A 21,618-nucleotide genomic window follows, 5' to 3' on the forward strand; every position below is an offset into this window, starting at 1 on the left:
TTTCCTCGAAATACACTGCTGCACACCCGGCCAACACCGCCGCCGAACCAAGTTGCGTCGGCAAGCTCATGATTTTGCATCCCGCGACAGGAGCCCATCGGCGGTGACGGCAAGCACCAGTATCAACCCCTGAACCAGGTACTTGATCTCGGTGGGGGCACTGAGCAGCGAAAGCCCATTGGTGATGCTGCCGATAAGCAAGGCCCCAAGGAGGGCTGCCCATACGGACCCACGGCCGCCAAAAAGGCTGGCCCCGCCGATGACTGCGGCGGCCACCGCCTCGAGCAAGAGCGTTCCGCTGCCGGATTGAGCGGAAACCCCCAATGTGCGTGACGCGGAGATGATGCCGGCAATGCCGGCCAGCGCGCCAGCGATGATGAACGTGTAAATGCGGATCCGGCCGACATTGATGGCGGCGCGCCGGCTGGCCTCCACGTTCCCGCCAATGGCGTAGAGATAGGTGCCGAACTTCGTCTGGGTCGTGACATAGGCCATGATCGAGAGGAGAACGATCAATATCGCCACCGGCGTTGGAACGCCGCGATCGAGATTGAGAATGGCGACGACGAGACCGCCGGCTAGGCTCAGAGCCGCGATTGGCAGCAAAACATTGCTCGGGATTGATTGATGGATGCCGAGACGCCTCTTGTGGTTTGACGACTGGACAAGGAGCGCGGCAACCACGCCGATACCGATGGCCAGAAGCAGGTAGCCGGCCATCGGCGGCAAGAAGCTGTTGGCGATCCACTGGATATCGGTCCCCGATAGCGGGATCGACCCGCTCCTCGGCAAGAGCATCAGCAGCACGCCCTGCATGGCAAGCGAGGTGCCTAGGGTAACGATGAAAGCGGGCGCCCGGAATCTCGAGATGATCAGACCCTGGACCAAGCCGACCGCCGATCCCGTGACAATTGCCGCCAACAGGCACAGCCACGACGGAAGGCCGACCGTGACCAACAGATAACCCATGACACCGGATGCCACCGCACTAAGTGCGGCCACCGAAAGATCGATCTCCTTCACGATGAGAACGAGCACGAGACCCAGCGCCAGCATGGCCGTCACAACGATCTGAACGGCGAGGTTCGTCAGGTTTCGCGGTGAGAGGAAGCGGTCGTTCATCGCATAGAAGAAAGCCCAGACGAGCGCGATCGCGATAAGGACGGGGATAAACCGATACTTGCCGCTGATCCCACTCAGTATCCGTCTCTGCAGATCCCGGGAGCGTGTACGATCATTTTGCAAATTGGCCCCCTTGCTTATCCGCAGGCCTTTTGAATTGTTCATGGACTTTCCTAGGCGGCTGATGCGGACAGACCGGTGATTGCCGAGACCAGATCGTCGCGCGAGAACGTTCCACGGCTGAATTCAGCCACTTTGCGACCAAGCCGCAGGACGACAACCGTATCAGCCATCTCCTGTACATCGGCCAGGTCGTGCGAAATGACGATGACGCCATGATTGGTCTGGCGAAGTCGCATGATCAACGCCATGACCTCCTTGCGCTGGGCGACCCCCAGCGCCGCCGTCGGCTCGTCGAGCAATACAACTTTCGGTTCCCAGAGCACCGAGCGGCAGATGGCGACCGACTGGCGTTGGCCCCCCGAGAGGCTGCCTACCGGCACCGTGAGGTCGCGCAATGTACTGACCCCCAGTTCGCGCAACACCTTCCGCGCCCGGCTCTCCATGTCGGCACGACGCAAACGGCCAGCGGTCAGGATCCCGCCCTGCAGTTCACGCCCCAGAAACAGGTTCTGGACCGTATCGAGATTGTCGCACAAGGCGAGATCCTGATAGACGGTCTGGATACCCAGCCGCATTGCATCATGTGGCGCGGTGATCCTGACTTTTGCGCCATTGACCCGCATTTCCCCGGCATCGGGCATGTTGATGCCGGCGATGGTTTTGACCAAGGTCGACTTTCCGGCGCCGTTGTCGCCAACCAGTGCGACAACCTCTCCAGGACGAACCGCCATGGATACGCTTTCGAGAGCGTGGACACCGCCGAAGTGCTTGCTGATATTTACGAGTTCGAGAACGGGTTGGCTGTTCGTGTTTGTGGAACCCATCGCGCTCACCGTCACTTGGTGCACAAGGCGCTCTTGACGGCGGGACCCGCGCAGACTTCCTCGCGTGTCAGAATTCCCTTGTCGATCAGTTCCGCCTGCACGTTGTCGCGGGTGATGAAGACGTTCTCGTTGAAGATCGCCGGAACCGCCTTCATGCCGTTATCGTAGGTCCCGTTCACCATCTTCTTTTCTTCGCCATTCTTCTCGAGAAGGGCGACGACCAGCCGGACGGCGCTGTCGGCCATCGCACGATATGGCGGCACCATATCGTTCTCGATGTTGCCGGCGAGAAGATGCTGGATCGTCCCGGCCTGACTGTCATAGCCGCCGAAAACCTTGACCTTTCCAAGCAGATCCTGTGCCGCCAGCGCGGCTATGGTGCCGTTCGCGGAACTGTCATTATGGACAAGGAACGCGTCGATATCGCCACCGGCCTGCTGCAGGCAACCGTCCGTCGCGACGCGGGCATTTTCCTCCGAGAGCTGCAGGTTGTCGCTCTTGCAGACGATCTCGACCTCGCCTTTTTGAACCAGGGGGGCGAGGACCTTCTCCGTGCCGCTGACGATCTCGCGGTCAAAGAAGAAGGATGGGTCGCCCGTAATCAGGCCAATTCGGATCGGCTTCTTTGCATCGGCCAGCGTCTTGACCGCGAAATTGGCAGCCGCCTCGCCGATCGGCTCAAACGGCACGGTGACATAGTAGTCGATGTCGCTGTTGTCGGAATTGTAGGCATACCCGACGATCGGAATGCTGGCGTCGTGCGCCACCTGCACAATGCCCTGGCTTTGATTGGGTACAGCCGGCGCCAGAATGATCGCCTTGGCGCCTTGGGTCACGGCCGCCTGGGCCTGCTCGAGTTGCCTCGACGGATCGTTGTCGGCGCTCAGAACGACAAGCTTCAGATTGGGAGCGTATTTCTTCAGTGCCTCATCCATCCCCGGTTTGTCATAGGCTTCAAACCGCGTGATTTGGGAATTGGGCGTAAGAAAATATACCGTTCCCTCGATCTTCGAGGCGACTTCCTCGGCTTGGGCCGTGAGAGCCCCCATCGCGCCCAATCCCGAAAAGGCAACCGTCAATGCGAAAAGGCCGCGCGCAACATTCCTGGTGAGTTTCATACCATTCCCCTTGGTTTTCATGTTTATAAAGGATATTGGATACAAAAAAGAAAGCTGTCAAGCCGCATGGTGACGGGTATGAGGGCCTGAGCCTCAAAAAACGCTGTTCGCCCTTGAGCAGGCGCGACATGACGCAGATAGCTGAGATGCTTCGCAAGCGGAGTGGCCCGCGCGGAATAACGGACGACGCGCCTTGACGACGGCGCCGCGCGATCGCGAGGTGATCGGGCGATTGGCCTGAATGCTGGCGCGCTGACCGTAACCAAACCGGGAGCGGTTGCCCGATACGATCCGTCCTGAACGCGATACCCACCGCCGGCTTTCTTCGCGGCGGCGCGATGAAGGGCCGCTTGTCCAATTATCCCCGGCCTTTTCCGCTTCGATCGCCACATCAGGGCGCCTGTCGTCGCGGACCAACTTGACGATCGGTTGGCTATGAGCAATTGTCGACTAGTATACCAGTTGGAGTGGCCATGCTTGAGATCCTTGTCCGGACCCCGCAGTTGCTGGAAGTTCGGCAGGGCGCGATGCCCGCGCCCGGTCCTGGCGAGGTCGTCGTGCATGTCAGCCGGGCTGGCATCTGCGGCTCCGACATTCACATCTTGCACGGCTCCAATCCGTTCGCCGTCTATCCGCGCATCATCGGCCATGAATTCGCGGGCACCGTAACCGCGCTCGGCCGTGATGTGACCGGCATCGCGGCCGGAGACCGCGTGGTGGTCGATCCCGTGGTGTCGTGCGGCCACTGCTATCCCTGCCGGGTCGGCCGCTCCAATGTCTGTGCCAATCTCGAAGTGATGGGCGTTCACCGCGATGGCGGTTTTCGCGGCTTCGTGGCAGTGCCGGCTGCCAATGCCATACCGATACCGGCGAACATGCCGTTTGGGCTGGCGGCACTGGCCGAGCCGTTTTCCATCGCCGCCAATGTGCTTGATCGCACCGGCTGTGGACCCGAGGACACGGTGCTGATCTATGGCGCCGGCACGGTCGGCGTCACCGTGCTGCAGGTCGCCAAGCTCAAGGGTGCCCGCTGCATCGTGGCCGATATCGATGAAGCGCGCCTAGAGCGAGCGCTTCGCTTCGGGGCCGACAGGGTAATCCACTCCGCACGCGATCCGGTGCCGGCCGCGGTGCGCACTGAAAATGATGGCCTTGGCCCGACGCTGGTCATCGACGGCGCCGGCATTCCCGCCCTTCTGGACGAGGCTTGCCGCCTGGCCAGTCCGGCAGGCCGCATCGGCCTGCTCGGCTTTTCGGATGCCCCGTCCAACCTCAGCCAGCAGGAAGTGGTGCGCAAGGAACTGGCCATCGTCGGTTCCCGCCTGAACCGCCGGCTGTTGCCGCGCGTCGTCGAATGGCTAGCCGACAAGCGGCTCGATCCGCAAGACATGATCACGCAGGTTTTCGCCGCGTCGGAAGCGCGCGCTGCCTTCGATCTGATCGAGCGGGAACCGCAGCGAACGCTCAAGGTTCAGCTGGATTTTTCTTAGACTAGACCAGCGCCACGGCGCGCAGCGGCGATCCGGTGCCGCCCTCGATCGGAAGCGGCAGCGTGATCAGGAAACACAGCGGCGGCATTTCGCCTAGCCGGGCGAAATTCTCGCCGATCAGGACGCCAGCCGAAAGCAGCGTATTGTGCGCCGGGAAATCCTCGCTGCCGAAACAATCGACCGACAGGCAATCCGAACCGACAATGCGCACGCCACGCTCGACCAGCAATTCGCAGGTCCGCCGCGACAGGCCGGGCCAGTCGGCGAGAAACGCGGCGTGCTGCGCCGGATCGTCCCAGAATTGGTCCCAGCCGAAATGGAAGAACACGGCGTCGCCTTGCTGTATGCGGCCATGCTCGGCCTCGAAAGCGAACACATGCCCCGGCTCGACCGCTTGCCGGGGCTGGCAGCCACGAGCATCGATTGTCACCATGCGGCCGAAGAACCGTTCGACCGGAATGTCCGAGATGGCGGCGCCGCCGCGGATGAAATGGACCGGCGCGTCGAAATGCGTGCCGGTGTGCTCGCTCATGGCCAGTGCGTGATTGCAGGCGACGTCGCCACGGTCGTAGGATTCCACCATCTTCTGGCAGTAGTGCGGGTGCGTCGGCCACACCGGCATGCCAGGCTTCATCGGATGTGTCAGGTCGACTAAGGAGACCGCCTTTGTTTCGAACAGGTCAGCGAGGGTGTCGGTGGCGGATGTCATCTGACGCGCGGCCTCGGCACCAGAGCGACGATCAGGATGATCAGCACGCCGGTCAGAAGGAAGCGCACGCCTGCCTGGATGCCGAAGGTGTTGAGCATGGTGGACATCAGGTTGAAGAACAATGCGGCCCCCCATATGCCGATGGCGTTGGCCTGTCCACCGGCGACGCTGGTGCCGCCAAGCACCACCACGGCGATCGATTCCATCAGATAGGCATCGCCCATGTTGAGTGCTGCCCCGCCGCTGAAGCCGGCAAGCAGGAAGCCGGCGAGTGCGGCGGCCGTGCCGCACAGCATATAGGCCATCAGCCGCACCCGGGCGACGTTGATGCCGGCAAGCCGCGCCGCCGGTTCGCTCTGGCCGGTGGCCAGCAATTGCCGGCCCCAGACCGTGCGTTTGAGGGCAAACATCGCAACGAGGGTTAGCGCCATCACGACTATAGGCATGACCTGCACACCCCCCAGGCTCAACGAGGTGAAGCGGGAAAGGCCTGCCGGCGGCTTCAGCGTCGCCTGGCCGCCGAGATTGAAGGCAAGCGACTGGAAGACGAAGCTCCAGGCAAGCGTGGCGATGATCGGCGGCAGCCTGAGCGCGACGATGGCAAGGAAGTTCGCGGCCCCCGCGAAGGCGCCGACGGCAAGTGCTGCAAGCAGGCCGGGCAACAGCATGCCATCGGACCCTTGCATGACCGTCATCGACACATAGGCGGCGAGCGTCAGCACGGATGGCACGGACAGGTCGATATTGCCCGGTCCGGAGGCGACCACGAACATCTGCCCGGTTCCCACCACGACGCTGAAAGCCCCGAAGGCCAGCGCGCCCGAAAGCGTGGCGCCGGCGCTGCCGATACCCGAATAGGCCGATGTCGCCATCCACATGGCGAGCGCCACGACGAAGCCGTACGTCCACGGCGCGAGGCTCAACCTTCGGGTCATCGCGCCCGCTCCGACAACAGCACCCGCCCGGCCAGGACAAGAAACAGGATGATGCCCTGGGCACCGATCTGCCATGTCGGCGGCACCTGCAGGAAGGACAAAAGCGAGCCCGCGAGCGACAGCGTCAGCGCACCGATCACCGTGCCGACCGGCGAGACGACACCGCCGGTGAAAGCGCCGCCACCAAGAATCACCGCGCCGACGCCGAGCAGCGTATAGGCCGGCGCGACATTGGCGTCGCCCGATGTGGTGAGGCCGGTCAGCGTCAGCCCGGCCAGACAGGCGAGCAGGCCGGCTGAGGCATAGACCGCGACGCGGATGCCGATAACGGACCAGCCGGCGCGCTCGACGGCGCGCGGATTGCCGCCGGCGCCGCGCAGCACCGCGCCATAGGAGGAGCGCGAGATGACGAGATGGCCGGCGAGCGCGGCCAGCGCCGCCAGCCAGATCGACAGCGGCATCAAAGGCGGCTGCCAGCTCATGAACGAAGCCAGCCATGCCGGTGCCGAGCCACCCGGCGCCGGCAGCAGGATGACGGCGATGCCAAGCCAGATGAAGGACATGCCCAGCGTCACGATGATCGACGGCAGTTGCCGTGAGTGGATGAGCAGGCCGAAGCCGGCATAGGCGGCGACGAGGATTAGATAGCACAGCAGCGCGAGCGCAGGCGCGTCCTGCAGATAGAGCGCGGTGACGCAGGTGACCAGCCCGACAAAGGCGCCATTCGAAAGATCGATGTCGCCCAGCATGATCACCATCATCTGCGCCAGAGCGGCGAACACCAGCGGCACCGAGAGCTTGAACAACAGGTGGAAGCCGAAATAGCTCATCGCCGCCGGGCGAATGCTGAAGATGATGGCAAGCATGACCAGCAGCGCGATCGCCGGCAGGCCGGCCTGCAGGGCATTGAGCAAGGCCGGGCGCGCCTGGGAAGACGAACGGGCAGCAACACGGGCAGCCGCGTCAGACATGCTCGCCTCCGAATGACGCCTGCAGGATACGGCCGGTCTCAATGGCGTCGCCTTCCAGCCTGGTCACGGCGCGGCCTTCGCGGAAGACATAGATACGCTCGCAATTGGTGAGTTCTTCGAGCTCGGTGGTGTACCAGACGAAGGAACGTCCGCTCTCGGCCTCTGCACGGATCAGCCGGTAGACTTCCTGCTTGGTGCCGACATCGACGCCGCGCATCGGATCGTCGAGAAAGATCACTTGCGCGTCGGAGGCCAGCGCTCGGGCGAACAGCACCTTCTGCTGGTTGCCGCCGGACAGCGACAGGATCGGCGTGTCGATCGAAGGCGCCTTGACCCTGAGCCGGTCCGACCATTTGCCGGCCAGCTTGCGGGCGGCGGCGCTTGAGATCATGCCGCCGCGGGTCAGCGCATTGAGGCTGCGGATGGTCAGGTTGTCGGCGATCGACCACAGCGCGAAGACGCCCTCCGAGCCGCGATCGCCGGCGACATAGGCACCAGGTAAGGCTTCCCGTTGGCCGCGCGCGGCATAGAACATGGCGCGCAGCCGGTCGCGCTGGCCGTGACCGTCAAGCCCGGCGAAGCCGATGATCTCGCCCTTGCCAACTTCGATGGTCAGATCGGCGGTGTCTCGGCCGGCATGCCGGATCACCGGGGCTTGCGTCGGGGCCGCCTTGCCGACGGAACGGTCGTGCGGCCGTTCGATGCTGCCCATCAGCTCGACCAATGCGGCGCGCGACAGGCCGGCTGTCGGCCGCTCGGCAACCACCTTGCCGTCGACCATGACCACGGTGCGGTCGCAGACGGCGAGGATCTCGTTCAGGCGATGGGTGATCAGGATGCAGGCGATACCGCGTCCTGCGGCGCGACGGATATGGGCGAGCAATTGTTCCGTCGCCTCATGGCCAAGCGCCGACGTCGGCTCGTCGAGAATGACGCAGCGCAGCCCGATGTCGGTTTGCGTGAAGGCGCGGGCGATCTCGACCATCTGTCGCTCGCCGATCGGCAGGTCGGCGACCTTCCTGTCGAGGTCGATGCCATGGCCGGGGAATATCTCGTCCAGCGCCGGGCCGATCACCTGGCGCGCGCGCCGGCGCCAGCCCAGACCACGCAAGGGCCTGTGCACGATGCGGGTGTTTTCCGCCGACGTCAGGTTGGCGCACAGCGACAATTCCTGGAAGATGCAGCGCAATCCGGCTTGCTGGGCTCTGGCCGGGCTCCAGGCACCAATCTCGCTCCCGCCAAGGCGAAAGCTGCCGCTGCTGCGCTCGACCGTGCCGGCCAGCACGTTCATCAGCGTCGACTTGCCGGCGCCGTTGTGGCCGACGATGCCGACGACCTCGCCGGGTTTCAGATGAAAATCCACGCCGCCCAGGGCATGCACGGCATCATAGTGCTTGCGGACATCGCGCACCTCGATAAAGGGGCTGTCCGCATCACTTGCAGTGGCTGCGTCCGTTCTGGGCGGCGTGGGATCGTTCATCATTCAGCCATGCTGCTCATTTCGGCGCGGGAACGCCCGGCAGAGGCTCCTTCTTTACGTTGGCGTCGATGATCTTGGCCACCAGTTCCTGTGGGTACTCGGCATTGACCACGCCACCCTCGGGAACTGTCTTCAGCCACGCGTCGAGATCCGGCTGGTTGATCTGCAGCAGCGGCACTTCGACGAATTTCGGCACCTGCTTGCCGGCCAGGATCTGCTGCGCAACCCAGAACGCGACCTGGGAGACGCTGGGCGTCGCACCCAGCGAGAAGGTTTCGTAGCCGCCGGCGTCGTGCTCCTGCTTCCACAGCGCCAGTTCGTCCTGGCGGTTGCCCATGATGATGATCGGCAGCGGCCGGTTGGCGGCCTTGAATGCCTGCGCCGCGCCATAACCGTCGCCGCCCTGCGTCAGCACCGCATCGACCTGCGGCAGCGATGGCAGGATGCCCGACACTTCCTTCTGCGCCACCGTCGCCGTCCACTGGCCATAGACCTCACCGACAGCCTTGTAGCTGGCGTGAGCCTTCATCGCCTTCTCGACGCCTTCATGCAGGCGCTTGTCGAAACCGTCGCCGGCCATGCCGCGGATTTCGAGGATGTTGGCCGGCTTGTCGCCGAGCTTGCTTGAGATGAAATCGAGTTCGGCCTTGGCGTAGGAATCGAGATTGTAGTCGACGACATAGGCGCAAGGCTCGGTAACGCCGCTGGCGAAAGCGACGACGGTGATGCCGGCGTTGCAGGCATCCTTGATAGCGCCGTTGAGCGCGGTGTCGGAGCCGGCAAGCACGATGATGGCGTCATAGCCCTGCAGGATCAGGTTCTCGATCTGCGAGGCCTGCTCGGTCACTGAATTGTTCGAGCTGACGACGGTGGTCGAAGCGATAAGCTTGTCGGCCACGGCCTTGGCGCCCATCTCCTCAAAACTCTTGATCATCACCTGGCGGAAGGAATTGCCGGCATAGGAATTGCTGAAGGCGATCTTCTTGCCCGAAGTGTCGCCCTTGGCGACGCCGTCCTCGGCCTGGGCGCCTGTCGTGGCAAGGGCCGTGCAAGAAAGCAGCGCCGCGATAAGCAAGGTTCTTCCAGTTGTTCTGGTTCTGCTCATTTTCGTTCTCCTCCTGTTGAAAGTCATAGCGTCCTCCCACCGACCATTTCGAACGAAAAAATCACCCCAGCCCGAGATCGGGCACAGCGGCGTCTCGATGGTCGGCGAAATTCGTGTTGGGTAAAAGCGGATACCAGCCTGGGCGGCCGGGATCGCGGTCATAGGCATAGCCGCCCAGCGAGCGGTAGAGCTCGGCATATGTCTGCAGCTTGTCGCGATCGAGTTCGACGCCGAGGCCCGGTGCCTCTGGCACGGCGATAGCACCGTTCTCGTAGCGCATCTTGCCGCCGACGATGATGTCGTCGGCGAGATGGTGGTAGTGCGCGTCGGCCGTGAAGACGAGATTGGGCAGCACGGCGCCAAGATGCAGCATTGTGGCTAGCTGGATGCCGAGTTCGCCCGAGGAATGCACCGCGATGCCGAGGCCGAACGTGTCGCAGATCTGGGCGGCGCGCACGCAGGCGCGAATGCCACCCCAGAAGGTGGTATCGAGCAGGATCACATCGACGGCGGGATCCCGCACATTGGTGGCGAGCTGTTCGAAATCGATGACGATAGTGTTGGTCGCGAGCGGAATGGACAGCTTTTCACGCAAGCGGCGCATGCCGGCCAGCCCCCAGGTCGGGTCCTCGAAATAGTCGTTCCTGAGGCCCGAGATGGCCTGGCCGAAACGCAGCGCCTCTTCGACCGACAGGGCTGCGTTGGGATCGTAGCGCAGCGTGTCGCCAGGGAATTCCGCAGCGAGCGCCCTGTAGCACTCCAGCTCGTAGTCGGGATGAAACACGCCCGCCTTGAGCTTGTGGGCGGAAAACCCATGCTCGGCCTTCAGGGCACGGGCGTGGTCGAGCAATTGCTCGATTGTACGCACCTCGCCCTTGCCGTTGCGGCGGTCGGCATAACGGAAGAACAGATAAGAGGCGAAGCCGATCGAGTCACGCACGCGTCCGCCAAGCAACTGGTAGACCGGCACGCCGAGCTTCTTGCCGATGATGTCGAGGCAAGCGAATTCGAGCGCTGCGTGCAACTGCGTGCGATTGTTGTAGAGCGATGCCGTCGGATTGCAGATGGCGTAGCGCATGCGGTTGAGATCGAACGGATCGTGACCGACGAGGTAGGGCTTCAAGCCGGCGAAGGCCAGCTCGGCGCCAGCGCCGCCGCCACCCATCTCACCGAGGCCGACAATGCCTTCGTCGGTCTCGACCTCGACCACGGTGCGGACAAAGCGCCCCCAATGCGTGCCGTTGCTGTGCCGCAATGCCGCTTCCAGCGGGACGGTGACGGTGGTGGCCTTGATGTCCGTGATCTTCATGCCGGCTCCTCTCCCCTAGCCGAGTGGCGTTCTACACACTACCATGGTAGTATGTCAACAACGGTCCCGATTGTTGCTTGGCGCTTGAGTTGCGGCGTGCGCAGTGTCATGACCGGAGCCGCACTGGCAGCCGCAGAACGGATTCGTCATGGGGAAGATTTCGGGGGAGGCTAGGTCCCCAAGGAACAAAGGCGCCGCGCCGCGCGAGCCGTCGCGCCTGCTGGAGCCGGTCAACAACCGCATGCCGATCTCGCCGCAGATCTACGAGCGCCTGCGCCGTGCCATTACGACGCTTGTAATGCTGCCGTCCGAAGCCTTGAGCGAACAGGATTTGGCCCAGCAACTCGGCGTCAGCCGCACGCCGGTGCGCGAAGCGCTGATCCGGCTCGCCGATGAGGGCTTGATCGACATCCTGCCGCAGCGCGGCAGCTTCGTCGCTCCGATCCGGCTAAGCGACGTCGAGGAAGCTCAGTTCATTCGCGAGGCGCTCGAAGTTTCGGTTGTGCAAAAACTCGCCGGGCATGGTTCTGAGGGGTTCGTCGCTACTGTCAGAGCCAACCTCGCCATGCAGGCGAAAGCTGTGGCGGAAGGCGACCGCGAGCTGTTCCTCGAGCTCGACGAGGCGTTCCACCGAAGCCTGTGCGAGGAGGCCGGCCTGCCGAAGAGCTGGCGGGTTATCCAGGTGGTCAAGCTGCAGATGGACCGCGTGCGCTATCTCAGCCTGCCCGAGCCCGGCCATCTCGAGACGCTGCTGGCCCAGCATGTGGCGATCTTCGAGGCCGTGGAGACCGGCGAGGTCAAGCAGGCCGGCGCCCGCATGACGGCGCATCTGCGCGAAGTGTTGCGCACCGTGCAACGGCTCAGCCTGGCGCGGCCTGATCTTTTTGGGCGGTGATTTGGGGGAGATAGGTGACTTTGAGTTCTAGCTCCTCCCACTGACGAATACATCCCGCGATCGATACGCGACATTGAAGAGGCAGATGCTCGACGGGCACGGCCACTTCGCTGAATCGGGCAGCCAAGCGCCGCGTACTGAATTGGCAGGCCGCGTCGCTTCGATTCGATGCATAGTTCCCGTGCGCCACAGCCCGTCGGCAGCGGCGCGCGGAATCTGTTCGCCCTGCGGGATGCTTCCAGTTGCCCGGGCAGCCTCGGCATAAGCCGAGATAGGCAACCACCCACGAACAGGAGATCGCGTTCGATCGCCATGCCGAATGGCAGGCGGGCCAACTGCAATTCCGAGAGGCTGAAGCTACCGAGATCGGCCAAACCGAATAGGGTATCGCCGTCCTCGTCGAGTTCGGCCGCAAGTCATGTAACCGCATCGACCGGACTGAAGAATTGGCCGCGATCATCAAGCCCCCTGACCTCTGCAGGGCCCCTTCGTCGGCAATGGAGATAGCCGCCCCTCAAGTGGAGGTAGCGAGCAGGATCTTCCTCTTCGCGCCTTCGTCCCATGGCCTCGCAGAGGCCATTTGGATCACAATAGGTAGCACAATTTGTGACACAAAATCGCCTTCAGGGCAGGCCTGGAAGCCGGCAGTCAGAATTTTGCAAAAGCAAAAACAGCCACTTAGGGAATAAGCCGATGGTACCGTTGGCTGGGATCGAGTCCCACACCAAGCTATTGTTTATATTATGTTTTTTCTGTTTCCGAGCTCGATTTGTATCACAATAGGTGTCACAATATGTAGCACAGTGTAGCGCATTCTCGGAGACTTCACGGATACACCGCAGGCGAGGCGTCGAAGCCGCGGGCAGGCCCATCTCGGCGTCCTACCACATTCGGTGCCGCTGGGCTGAACGCTCTTCATCCGGAAAGAAATGGCAGGCCCGGAAGGACGTCGCAATCAGTTAGTGGGTGGTTCGCCCAGCCATATCCTTCGTATGTTCTCGTATTGGCAAAAGATCGACCGGCTTCGATCCACGGGGTCGACTATTTCCCCGACGTCGTCGAAACCGCACAACACGTCTTTCACGGCTATCGACGTATCCCACACAGGTTCGACCTGCTTGACCTGACCAAACCGACCCCGTCATAGGGGATGAGAAGAATCCACCCTGCGAATTGATGAGGTTGCACCTTGGGGAAAATGGATCAGTACCCAAGACCATGACCAAATGAGGTTTCAATCCTTTCTCGTGGGAAGGCTTCATGCTTTTCTGGATCGCCCCAGGGGCCGGGAATGAATTTTGTAACATCCGGGTCGCGGTCCATTGCAATGCAGGCGCCAGTTGCCGAACGCCTTCATCGCGGCGCCCATCAATGCGTCACCGACTGCCGCTTGCCCGACTCTCGCCGCTTGCGGACCAGCCGGCCCTCCCAGAAGCCTGCCGCCAGCATGACGATCGTCGTCAGCCATCCCATGGTCAGCAGGTCGACGAATGGTGCGACGGAGACGAGCGCCAGGAGCGCAAGGACGCCGGCAATGTGCGAGACCGGCAGCACGCCATAGACCGCCTTCTTGTAGACGGCGCTGCCGAGCAGATAGATCGCCGGGCCGCCGGAGAGTGTCAGCCCATAGGCCGTTTTGATCGCGTCATGGGGATGGGCGAGCACGAGATCATTGCCGACCGCGGTCGCGATGATCCCGCCGACCAGGATGGCGTGGATGTAGTGGAAATAAGCGCCGATGCGGCCGGGATCGTCGGAATGAGTGATGGCGTCGGTCGCATCCTTGCTCGATGTGCCGAAATAAAGCCACCACATGGCAAGCGTGCCGAGAAAGGTCGCGAGCAGCGCCGAGAGGATCGGGATATCCCAGCTCTCGGCGCGCGCCATAGTGGCGCCGGTCGCCAGCAGGGTCTCGCCGAGCGCGACGATCACGAAGAGCTGGCAGCGTTCGGCGAGATGCCCGCCCTCGATGGTCCAGTCGCTGGTCTTCGAGCGGCCGAGGCCCGGCAGCGGGAAGCCGAACATCGGCGAGACATATTCGCAGAGGATCGCGACCGCCCACAGGGCGATGCGGGCTTCATGCTGGGCGAACGCGCCGGCGATCCAGAACACGGCGGCGATCGAGACCCAGCCGAGCATGCGCCGGTAGTTGGCTGCGAGCGGATGCTCCGAACCCAATTCCCAGACGATATAGGCGGTGCGCCCGACCTGGATCACGACATAGGCGAGCGCGAAGATTAGCCCGCGCTCGCCAAAGGCGCCGGGGATCGCCGAGGTCATCAAGAGACCCGCCAGCATGACGGCGAAGATCAGGCCGCGGATGCGCGGAGTTTCCGGGTCGAACCAGTTCGTGACCCAGCAGGTGTACTGCCAGCCGAGCCAGACCGCGAACCACAGGATCAGCGTCTCGATGACGCCGGTCAGATTAAGGTTGGTCAGCAGTTCGTGGCTGAGCTGCGTCACCGCGAAGACATAGACGAGATCGAAGAACAGCTCCTCGAACGTCACTCGCGCATGATGGCCGTCGCGGCGACGCAGCAGCGGGTGATGGTCCGGCGATTTGGTGCTTGTGGAGCTGTCGGTCATGGCGATCCGGCGTTTCAGGAGCGGGCGAATTGCCAGATCGCGATGGCCGCGACGATGGCTGGGACCACGAAGACGACAGCCAGGATCGGCAGTTCCTGCGCCACGGTGTAGCCGGCCCTGTTGACGCCGACCCAGAGGTTGGCGACGGACACGGCAAGCCAGACGGGAATGAAGAGTTTTGCGGCGGTCGCGAGCGCCGGCGTGGCGCCGCCCCAGAGCTGGCCGAACAGCAGGAAGACGCCGAGCAGGACGACCCCGCCAACAATGACCATCAGCATGTGCATCGCGTAACTTCCTTCATGAAAACACGCTCAGATTCTTGGCGATGTCCTTGCCGGCATAGGGCGGGAAGACATCCAGTTCGAGATCGGGATTGCCGATCAGCATCGCCTTGGTGTTGCTGAGCGCGTCGAACCCGGCCTTGCCGTAATATTTGCCCATGCCGCTATTGCCGACGCCGCCGAACGGCAGGCTGTCGATCCAGCAATGCAGGTTGGTCTGGTTGATGCAGCCGCCGCCGAACGACAGCGCCCCCAGCACATAGTCGATCACCGCCTGATTCTTGCTGAAGATGTAGACGGCGAGCGGCTTGGGCTTGCGCTTCATGATCCCGACGATTCCCTTGAGATCGCGATAGGGCATGACCGGGAGCACCGGGCCGAACACCTCCTGCTGCAGAGCCGGATCGTCCCAGGTCGAGGGATAGAGAATGGTCGGCTCGACATAGCGGGCCGTCACATCGAAGCGTCCGCCGTGGACGACCTTGTCGGGCAGGATGTAGGAGGCGACGCGCTGCGCATCGTGCTCGCTGATCATTCGGGCAAAGTCCGGGCTCAGGCTCGGATCCTCGCCATACATTTTGACGATCGACGCCTTGAGCTTGGCGATGAAGGCGTCAGCGACGCTCTCATGCACATAGACATAGCCCGGCGCGATGCACCATTGCCCGGAGATGGCGTTGTGGCCCCAGGCGATGCGGTCGGCGGCGATGTCGAGATTGGCGGTGGCGTCAACGATGGTCGGGTTTTGCCCGCCGAGCTCGAGGATGACCGGCGTCAGGTTCTCGGCCGCGGCGCGCATCACCACCTTGCCAACGGCAGACGAGCCGGTGAAGAAGATGAAGTCGAAGGGCAGCTGCAGCAGCTCGCCGATCTCCTCGCGCCCGCCGGTGACGACCGCGACATTCTCAGGTGCGAAATATTGCGGGATCAGCTTGGCAAACAGCGCCGCCGTCGCCGGCGTCGTATTGGCAGGCTTGAGGATCACCGGGTTGCCGGCGGCAAGCGCTGCGATCGCGGGATCGAGCAGCAGCAGGATCGGCGCGTTGAACGGGCCGATCACCAGCGTCACGCCATAGGGCTCCTTGTAGATGACGCCCCTGTTGCCGGTCGCCTCAAGTCCAGGCGGGATCGGCGCAGGCTGTGGCGCCATCAGCTCGCGCAGGTTCTCGCGATAGTATTTGATCACCCCGCTCGGCACGGTGATCTCGAAGAGCTGCTCGAAAGGCGGCTTGCCGAAATCCTGGTAGAGCGCAGCGCAAAGCGCTTGGCTGTTCTCGGTAAGCAGCCGCTCCATGCGGTCGAGCTGATCGATGCGCCAGTCACGGCTCTTGGTCGCGTCGCTCAGGAAATGCTCGCGCTGGGCATCGAACAGGGGCTGAAATCGATTGGTCATGGCGAGACTCCCGGAGCAGCGATGCAGCGTCGAAGCTGCACCGAAAAGCGGAAGCGGCCGGGACTGACCCCGGCCGCTTCGCCGATTACTTCGTAGTGTAGCCACCGTTGACGAGGATAGTCTGGCCGGTCATCCACCAGCCGTCCGAGACCAGGAAGCGGATGAAGGGAACGATGTCTTCGATGTCGGTCAGGCCGGTCTTGGAGAACTTCGAGAGTGCGGCGGCGGTCTTGTGATAGGCAACCGCGTCCGTCCCTTCGGCCGGATAGAAGAATGGCGTGTCCATCGGACCTGGCCCGATCGCCGTCACCGAGATGCCGCGCTCGCCGAACTCTTTTGACGCGGCCCGCGTGAAGTGCTCGACCGGCGCCTTGGTGCCCGCATAGGCTGCGTAGAATGGCGTGAACGCGCCAAGCAGCGAGGTGACAAGCGTCACGACCTTGCCGTTGTCGCTGACCTGCTTGCCGGCTTCTTTGAGGAAGAAGAAGGCAGACTTCGAGTTGACCGCGGTCATCTCGTCATATTCGGCTTCCGAGATCTCGACCATCGGCTTCTTCAGCACCTTGCCGACCGTGTTGATGGCGATATCGATGCCGCCCATCGCCGCCTTGGCATCCGCGAACAGCTTCTCCACCGCGCCTGCCGTGGTGAGGTCGGCCTGGAAGGCAAAAGCCTGCGCGCCTGCCGCCTTGATGGCCGCTACCGTCTCATCGGCAGCCGGCTTTGTGGCGCTGGTGTTGTAGTGAACCGCAACCGCTTTCGCGCCCTGCGCGGCGAGATCGCGTGCGATCAGTCCGCCGAGGTTCTTTGCTCCGCCGGCGATGAGAATGGTTTTTCCCTTGATGCTGTGATCGGTCATTGGCGTTGGCCTCCTTAGGTGCCTGGCGGCCACCCACGGGACCGCTTCCTGCAGTGCACCATATCGTCTATGATTTTGTCACAAAGCCGCTCGTTCTGACATCACCTGTCAGAAATGCCGACCAATCAGACATGACAAGCGCCCGTGGACCGTATCGATCTGTTCCGCACCTTCACCCGCGTCGTCGAATGCGCGAGCTTCACCCGTGCCGCCGATACGCTCGGGATGCCGCGCTCATCGGTATCGGCGGCAGTAATCGAGCTCGAAGCGAGGGTCGGCGCCCGCCTGCTCCATCGCACCACCCGAAAGGTCTCGCCGACCCAGGACGGCGCCGCCTTCTACGAGCGCTGCCTGCGGCTGATCGCCGATGTCGAGGAGACGGAGGGGTTGTTCCGGCAGACGTCGGTCGGGCCGAGCGGTAGCCTCAGGATCGACGTGCCGGGCACCCCGGACGATCTCGGCCAACACCTTGCCGTCAATCATGCCTCGCCGTCGACCGGCCGCGTCGAGGATGGCGAGACGCGCACGCGACCCATGCGCGCCCGCGCCACCGTCAACAGCGCCGAGGCCCTTTAGAAACTCGATTTCCAAGGCTTGCCGGCCTACCAGCCGCTCCAGCGCGGCGATCCGTGCCTCATAGGCCTGCATGGTCTCGGCCGCCGCCACATCCTCGTCGAAGGCGCCGGCCTCGTATTTCTGGACCCAGATACGGATCAGATTACGCGCTAGTTTGTGCCGCCTGGCGAGACCATAGCCTGTCCACCCGAAAGGATCATGCCGGCGGCTTCGTGTCACCGGCTTTTTGCAGCGTCGAGGCGGTCGACGAGATGGATACGAACTCATTACCGGTAGACAGCCAACCAAGGCCCTAGAATGGCCGCAAGCTGCTGCCTGACATGCGAGAGAAAGCTTTCTCGATCCGGATACCTTTCACAGACGTAACTCTGAAAGCCATACGCAACGAGGTACTCCACCACCCCCAGCAACGTTTCGACTGGAGCGGCCGGCTTCAGCAGGCCACGGCTTTCCAGGTGGCCGAAAGCGCATTCCAGCTGGCGGAGATAAAACTCGTTGTCGGACCTGATCTGCGGGCCTGTCTCCGGGTCGGCCGCCAGCACGACCGTTGCCGCGATGGTCTCACGCCACAGCATTTTCAACTTTGGGTCGCCCGGCGGATCGAGCAAGGCCTCGATGACGGAGGTCATATAGAGAATCGGCTCTCCCACGGCGGCTTCGAGCGCGCTCTTGATCGCGTCCGCGTAGGTTTCCCGTTCGTCCTCAAGCAGAGCCAGAAGCACTGACTGCTTCGAATCGAAGTATTTATAGAATGTGGAAATAGAAACGTCCGCCTCCTCCCGGATGCGGGTGATCGTCGCCCCCTGATAGCCGATCTCGGAAAAAAGCTCGCGCGATGCTCTCAATATCTTCCGGCGAATGGCAATCGCGTTCTTCTTCCTTTTTGGCTCTTCGGTTTCTTGTACGACGGAATTCATCGTCGGTTCCTCTGCATGGAAATTCTTGAAGCCAATGCGCGAAGCTGGTTCGGCAGGCGGATAAAGCACAGGCCGACAAGAATCGAAAGCCCGAACGCCGGACGCGGCGGCAGCCCCCTAAAGCGCGTCGCTTCCCCGAACCAGGTCAACAAAAAACAGAATGCATTCTGTTTTTTGTTGACCTGGTTCTTTTTCCGACATAGCGTCGCGCCATCAAAACAAGACCCAAGCGTCAACCAGGGGAACGCGATGAACAAAATAAAACTCGGGCTGATGGCCTTCCTCTTCTCGTCCGTCACGCTTCATGCCCAAGCGGACGACAAGACCCTCAACCTTTTCAGTTGGGTGAATTCCTTCGACCAGCAGCTGCTCGACGAGTTTTCGGCCAAGACCGACTACAAGATACGGAACGATGCTTTCGATTCCGACGAGATGCTGGAGACGAAACTGCTGGCGGGCTCCAGCGGCTACGATCTGGTTACGCCGTCGGCTTTTCCCTTCCTGCAAAGAGAGATCAAGGCGGGGGCGATCCGGCCCTTCGATCCGAAGCAGGTTCCCAATCTCGCCAAACTCGATCCCCAGATCATCGACATGCTCAAGATCAGCGATCCGGAGCTGAACCATTCGGTTCCCTATGCGTGGGGATCGACGGGCATGGGGCTGAACGCCAAGAAGATCAAGGAGGTGTTTCCCGATGCGCCCCTCGACAGCTACGATCTGATGTTCAAGCCCGAAAACGCCGCAAAACTGGCGAAATGCGGCTTCGTGATGGTCGACTCCGCCACGGACATCGTCCCGATCGCCATGCATTACCTTGGCATCGACACCTATTCCGAGAATGAAAAGGAAATAGACAGGGCGGTGGACCTCCTGAAGGCTATTCGTCCGTATGTGTCATACATCGATGCCACGAAGTACCAGATCGAACTGGCCAACGGATCGGTCTGCGCGGCGATCGGCTGGTCTGGCGACATCATCAGCGCTGCGAAAAGCGCGGCCGAGGCGAAGAACGGTGTAGATATCTCCTATGTCATGCCGAAAGAAGGGACCCTCGTCTGGATGACGACCTTGGCCGTTCCCTCGGACGCGTCAAATCCGGAAGCCGGCTACGCCTTCATGAACTACCTTCTCGATCCGAAGGTCGCCGCGCGAAACACCCAGGCGACGGGCTACCCGGTGCCTGTGCCGGAGGCCCGGCAGTTCCTGCCCAGCGCGCTTGCGGAAAACCCGGCTCTGTATCCGCCGGACAGCGTGAAGAAGCAATTCTTCATGGGTTCCTCCCAGGACCCGAAGATCGTGCGCTACGTGAACAGGCAATGGTCGCGCTTCAAGGCCAACAACTGAACCTTTGCGCCTCGCCTCGTGGCCGCCTGCCAGGTGCCGTTTCGGCATAAGGCGGCCTCCGCAAGGTTCGCAATACGACGCAACGGGCAATTGAAGGCGACACGCTCCCGCAAGACGCGTCCGCCTTCCGACTTCCCAATGACCGCCGCCCTCCGCGGACGGCGGTCGGTCCATTCGTTTTCTTGAGAACAGCCTCATGTCTTCTCACCTCTGGGAACAGAACCTTCCCGACAGCTTCGTGCGCTATCAGGCGGGCCGCCGCATCTATGAAGTCGAGTGTATGATTCCCGACATCGCCGGCATTTCGCGAGGCAAAGCGATGCCGGCTGCCAAATTCGGCGCCGCCGCCAGGACCTTTCTGCCGTCATCAATCTTCTACCAGACGATCACCGGCAATTATGCCGATCTCGACATCGCCGATCAGTGGACCGAGGTCGACGTCGTCCTGAAGGCGGAGATGTCCAGCGCCTGCGCCGCGCCCTGGGCTGATGAGGTGACGCTGCAGATCATCCACGACGTCGAGGACAAGCACGGCAATCCCCTCCCAGTAGCGCCGCGCAACGTTCTGCGCCGGATCCTGTCGCTCTACGAGAAGCGCGGCTGGCGCCCGGTGGTCGCTCCCGAGCTTGAATTCTATCTCACCCAGCCTAACGCCAATCCCAGCGATCCGATCGAACCGCCGATCGGTCGTACCGGCCGCAAGGGCATCGGCCGGCAGTCCTATTCGATCACGGCGGTCGACGAATACGGCAAGGTCATAGACGACATCTATGAATTCGCCGAGGCGCAAGGGCTGGAAATTGCTTCCGTCATTCAGGAAGGAGGAGCCGGGCAGCTCGAGATCAATCTCACCCATGGCGATCCACTCCGCCTTGCCGACGAGGTGTTTCTCTTCAAGAGAACGATCCGGGAGGCGGCGCTTCGCAATGGCTGCTTCGCGACCTTCATGGCCAAGCCGATGAAGGACGAGCCGGGAAGCGCCATGCATATTCACCAGAGCGTTGTCGACACGGCCACCGGCGCGAACATATTCTCGCATGCGGACGGCTCGGAGACCGACGAATTTCGCCACTTCATCGGCGGCTGCCAAAAGCACTTCTGGGCGGCGACGGCCCTGTTCGCGCCTTACGTCAATTCCTTCCGGCGCTATTCGGGCGGGGACAGCGCCCCGACGAACATCGAGTGGGCGACCGACAATAGGACGACCGGGCTACGCATCCCGGTGTCGGAGCCAGAATCCCGACGCGTCGAAAACCGGGTCGTGGGCATGGATTGCAATCCATATCTCGCGATCGCCGGCAGCCTGGCGTGCGGATATCTGGGCATGGTCAACGCTGAAAAACCGCGTGCCCCGGCTTCCGGCGAGGGATACGGCCGGGGGCTGGCGCTGCCGCGTAGTCTCTTCACCGCGCTCAAGAAGCTGTCGGAAGACACCGAGTTCCGCGCCGTGATCGGCGAGGAGTTCTGCATGGTCTACGAAGGAATCAAGCACGCGGAACTGGAGGAGTTTCAAAGCGAGATCTCACCATGGGAACGCGAGCACCTGCTGCTGGCCGTCTGAGAATGTCGGGCCTTGCTGTT

At 62.4% G+C, this 21,618-nt stretch carries 18 protein-coding genes and 4 pseudogenes; 5 read left to right on the forward strand and 17 right to left on the reverse strand.

The features are described 5' to 3' along the window. Positions 1-66: 66 nt before the first annotated feature. The 4 genes and pseudogenes from AC07UC_RS31235 to AC07UC_RS31250 all read right to left on the reverse strand — a co-directional run. Positions 67-1,287, reverse strand: coding sequence for a sugar ABC transporter permease (locus AC07UC_RS31235; RefSeq protein WP_140774856.1), 1,221 nt, complete (start codon positions 1,285-1,287; stop codon positions 67-69). 8 nt (positions 1,288-1,295) lie between these two features. Next, the gene (locus AC07UC_RS31240) at positions 1,296-2,093 is read right to left on the reverse strand and encodes an ATP-binding cassette domain-containing protein (RefSeq protein ID WP_494908539.1); all 798 of its coding nucleotides are present in this window, start codon (positions 2,091-2,093) and stop codon (positions 1,296-1,298) included. Then, positions 2,081-3,187: an ABC transporter substrate-binding protein gene (locus AC07UC_RS31245; RefSeq protein ID WP_181180058.1), complete on the reverse strand. Its 1,107-nt coding sequence runs from the start codon at positions 3,185-3,187 to the stop codon at positions 2,081-2,083. Before AC07UC_RS31245 ends, AC07UC_RS31240 begins: the two co-directional genes overlap by 13 nt. A 131-nt stretch (positions 3,188-3,318) precedes the next feature. Further along, positions 3,319-3,579 (reverse strand): annotated as a pseudogene (locus tag AC07UC_RS31250) (type VI secretion protein); the annotation flags it as partial. Between the two features lie 81 nt (positions 3,580-3,660). Between AC07UC_RS31250 and AC07UC_RS31255 the strand changes: the two are divergent. Further along, complete coding sequence (locus AC07UC_RS31255; protein ID WP_494908540.1) at positions 3,661-4,677, forward strand: Zn-dependent oxidoreductase; 1,017 nt, start codon at positions 3,661-3,663, stop codon at positions 4,675-4,677. Position 4,678: 1 nt separating this feature from the next. Here the strand turns inward: AC07UC_RS31255 and AC07UC_RS31260 are convergent, their stop codons facing one another. The 6 genes from AC07UC_RS31260 to AC07UC_RS31285 all read right to left on the reverse strand — a co-directional run bounded on the left by AC07UC_RS31260 (position 4,679) and on the right by AC07UC_RS31285 (position 11,186). After that, complete coding sequence (locus tag AC07UC_RS31260; RefSeq protein ID WP_140774853.1) at positions 4,679-5,386, reverse strand: cyclase family protein; 708 nt, start codon at positions 5,384-5,386, stop codon at positions 4,679-4,681. Then, positions 5,383-6,321 carry an ABC transporter permease gene (locus tag AC07UC_RS31265; RefSeq protein ID WP_494908541.1) on the reverse strand — a complete coding sequence of 313 codons (939 nt, stop codon included), beginning with the start codon at positions 6,319-6,321 and terminating at the stop codon, positions 5,383-5,385. The genes AC07UC_RS31260 and AC07UC_RS31265 overlap by 4 nt, the downstream gene beginning before the upstream one ends. After that, positions 6,318-7,187, reverse strand: coding sequence for an ABC transporter permease (locus AC07UC_RS31270; protein ID WP_494909015.1), 870 nt, complete (start codon positions 7,185-7,187; stop codon positions 6,318-6,320). The genes AC07UC_RS31265 and AC07UC_RS31270 overlap by 4 nt, the downstream gene beginning before the upstream one ends. 97 nt (positions 7,188-7,284) lie before the next feature. Continuing rightward, on the reverse strand, positions 7,285-8,775 hold the full coding sequence (locus tag AC07UC_RS31275; protein WP_494908542.1) for a sugar ABC transporter ATP-binding protein: 1,491 nt from the start codon (positions 8,773-8,775) through the stop codon (positions 7,285-7,287). 13 nt (positions 8,776-8,788) lie between these two features. Next, positions 8,789-9,877: an ABC transporter substrate-binding protein gene (locus AC07UC_RS31280; RefSeq protein WP_140774850.1), complete on the reverse strand. Its 1,089-nt coding sequence runs from the start codon at positions 9,875-9,877 to the stop codon at positions 8,789-8,791. A gap of 61 nt (positions 9,878-9,938) precedes the next feature. Beyond that, positions 9,939-11,186, reverse strand: a complete 1,248-nt coding sequence (locus AC07UC_RS31285) for an enolase C-terminal domain-like protein (RefSeq protein WP_202323904.1) — start codon at positions 11,184-11,186, stop codon at positions 9,939-9,941. Between the two features lie 148 nt (positions 11,187-11,334). Here AC07UC_RS31285 and AC07UC_RS31290 point away from each other — a divergent pair, with 148 nt between their 5' ends. Then, entirely contained in the window at positions 11,335-12,081 is a 747-nt protein-coding gene (locus AC07UC_RS31290; protein WP_140774848.1) for a GntR family transcriptional regulator, read from the forward strand. A 213-nt stretch (positions 12,082-12,294) separates the two neighbouring features. Here AC07UC_RS31290 and AC07UC_RS31295 read toward each other — a convergent pair. From AC07UC_RS31295 to AC07UC_RS31315, 5 genes and pseudogenes are all read right to left on the reverse strand, one after another. Next, positions 12,295-12,497: pseudogene (locus tag AC07UC_RS31295) on the reverse strand (DUF2958 domain-containing protein); the annotation flags it as partial. Positions 12,498-13,449: 952 nt separating this feature from the next. Beyond that, positions 13,450-14,667 (reverse strand): low temperature requirement protein A, encoded by a 1,218-nt coding sequence (locus AC07UC_RS31300; protein WP_494908543.1) that lies wholly within the window; start codon positions 14,665-14,667, stop codon positions 13,450-13,452. A gap of 14 nt (positions 14,668-14,681) precedes the next feature. Continuing rightward, positions 14,682-14,951 (reverse strand): hypothetical protein, encoded by a 270-nt coding sequence (locus AC07UC_RS31305; RefSeq protein WP_119920624.1) that lies wholly within the window; start codon positions 14,949-14,951, stop codon positions 14,682-14,684. Positions 14,952-14,964: 13 nt separating this feature from the next. Further along, on the reverse strand, positions 14,965-16,341 hold the full coding sequence (locus tag AC07UC_RS31310; RefSeq protein ID WP_494908544.1) for an aldehyde dehydrogenase family protein: 1,377 nt from the start codon (positions 16,339-16,341) through the stop codon (positions 14,965-14,967). Between the two features lie 85 nt (positions 16,342-16,426). Next, the gene (locus AC07UC_RS31315) at positions 16,427-17,200 is read right to left on the reverse strand and encodes an SDR family oxidoreductase (RefSeq protein WP_494908545.1); all 774 of its coding nucleotides are present in this window, start codon (positions 17,198-17,200) and stop codon (positions 16,427-16,429) included. A gap of 144 nt (positions 17,201-17,344) precedes the next feature. Here AC07UC_RS31315 and AC07UC_RS31320 point away from each other — a divergent pair. Continuing rightward, positions 17,345-17,770, forward strand: a pseudogene (locus AC07UC_RS31320) (LysR family transcriptional regulator); the annotation flags it as partial. Here AC07UC_RS31320 and AC07UC_RS31325 read toward each other — a convergent pair. Continuing rightward, positions 17,768-17,965: pseudogene (locus AC07UC_RS31325) on the reverse strand (transposase); the annotation flags it as partial. The pseudogenes AC07UC_RS31320 and AC07UC_RS31325 overlap by 3 nt on opposite strands. A gap of 77 nt (positions 17,966-18,042) precedes the next feature. Then, positions 18,043-18,693 carry a TetR/AcrR family transcriptional regulator gene (locus AC07UC_RS31330; RefSeq protein ID WP_494908546.1) on the reverse strand — a complete coding sequence of 217 codons (651 nt, stop codon included), beginning with the start codon at positions 18,691-18,693 and terminating at the stop codon, positions 18,043-18,045. Between AC07UC_RS31330 and AC07UC_RS31335 the strand changes: the two genes are divergently transcribed. Together AC07UC_RS31335 and AC07UC_RS31340 are read left to right on the forward strand one after the other, a co-directional pair. Next, entirely contained in the window at positions 18,676-20,037 is a 1,362-nt protein-coding gene (locus tag AC07UC_RS31335) for an extracellular solute-binding protein (protein ID WP_494908547.1), read from the forward strand. The genes AC07UC_RS31330 and AC07UC_RS31335 overlap by 18 nt on opposite strands. Positions 20,038-20,233: 196 nt before the next feature. Then, the gene (locus AC07UC_RS31340) at positions 20,234-21,598 is read left to right on the forward strand and encodes a glutamine synthetase family protein (protein WP_494908548.1); all 1,365 of its coding nucleotides are present in this window, start codon (positions 20,234-20,236) and stop codon (positions 21,596-21,598) included. The last annotated feature ends 20 nt before the right edge of the window (positions 21,599-21,618 follow it).

Source organism: Mesorhizobium sp. GW821-FHT04C10, from assembly GCF_059420305.1.

Coding starts and splice junctions, on each gene's coding strand:
- AC07UC_RS31285 (WP_202323904.1), bottom strand. CDS start 11,186: ATGAAGATCACGGACATCAAGGCCACCACCGTCACCGTCCCGCTGGAA.
- AC07UC_RS31340 (WP_494908548.1), top strand. CDS start 20,234: ATGTCTTCTCACCTCTGGGAACAGAACCTTCCCGACAGCTTCGTGCGC.
- AC07UC_RS31310 (WP_494908544.1), bottom strand. CDS start 16,341: ATGACCAATCGATTTCAGCCCCTGTTCGATGCCCAGCGCGAGCATTTC.
- AC07UC_RS31290 (WP_140774848.1), top strand. CDS start 11,335: ATGGGGAAGATTTCGGGGGAGGCTAGGTCCCCAAGGAACAAAGGCGCC.
- AC07UC_RS31235 (WP_140774856.1), bottom strand. CDS start 1,287: ATGAACAATTCAAAAGGCCTGCGGATAAGCAAGGGGGCCAATTTGCAA.
- AC07UC_RS31330 (WP_494908546.1), bottom strand. CDS start 18,693: ATGAATTCCGTCGTACAAGAAACCGAAGAGCCAAAAAGGAAGAAGAAC.
- AC07UC_RS31255 (WP_494908540.1), top strand. CDS start 3,661: ATGCTTGAGATCCTTGTCCGGACCCCGCAGTTGCTGGAAGTTCGGCAG.
- AC07UC_RS31280 (WP_140774850.1), bottom strand. CDS start 9,877: ATGAGCAGAACCAGAACAACTGGAAGAACCTTGCTTATCGCGGCGCTG.
- AC07UC_RS31315 (WP_494908545.1), bottom strand. CDS start 17,200: ATGACCGATCACAGCATCAAGGGAAAAACCATTCTCATCGCCGGCGGA.
- AC07UC_RS31265 (WP_494908541.1), bottom strand. CDS start 6,321: ATGACCCGAAGGTTGAGCCTCGCGCCGTGGACGTACGGCTTCGTCGTG.
- AC07UC_RS31245 (WP_181180058.1), bottom strand. CDS start 3,187: ATGAAACTCACCAGGAATGTTGCGCGCGGCCTTTTCGCATTGACGGTT.
- AC07UC_RS31275 (WP_494908542.1), bottom strand. CDS start 8,775: ATGATGAACGATCCCACGCCGCCCAGAACGGACGCAGCCACTGCAAGT.
- AC07UC_RS31305 (WP_119920624.1), bottom strand. CDS start 14,951: ATGCACATGCTGATGGTCATTGTTGGCGGGGTCGTCCTGCTCGGCGTC.
- AC07UC_RS31300 (WP_494908543.1), bottom strand. CDS start 14,667: ATGACCGACAGCTCCACAAGCACCAAATCGCCGGACCATCACCCGCTG.
- AC07UC_RS31270 (WP_494909015.1), bottom strand. CDS start 7,187: ATGCTTGCCATCATCTTCAGCATTCGCCCGGCGGCGATGAGCTATTTC.
- AC07UC_RS31260 (WP_140774853.1), bottom strand. CDS start 5,386: ATGACATCCGCCACCGACACCCTCGCTGACCTGTTCGAAACAAAGGCG.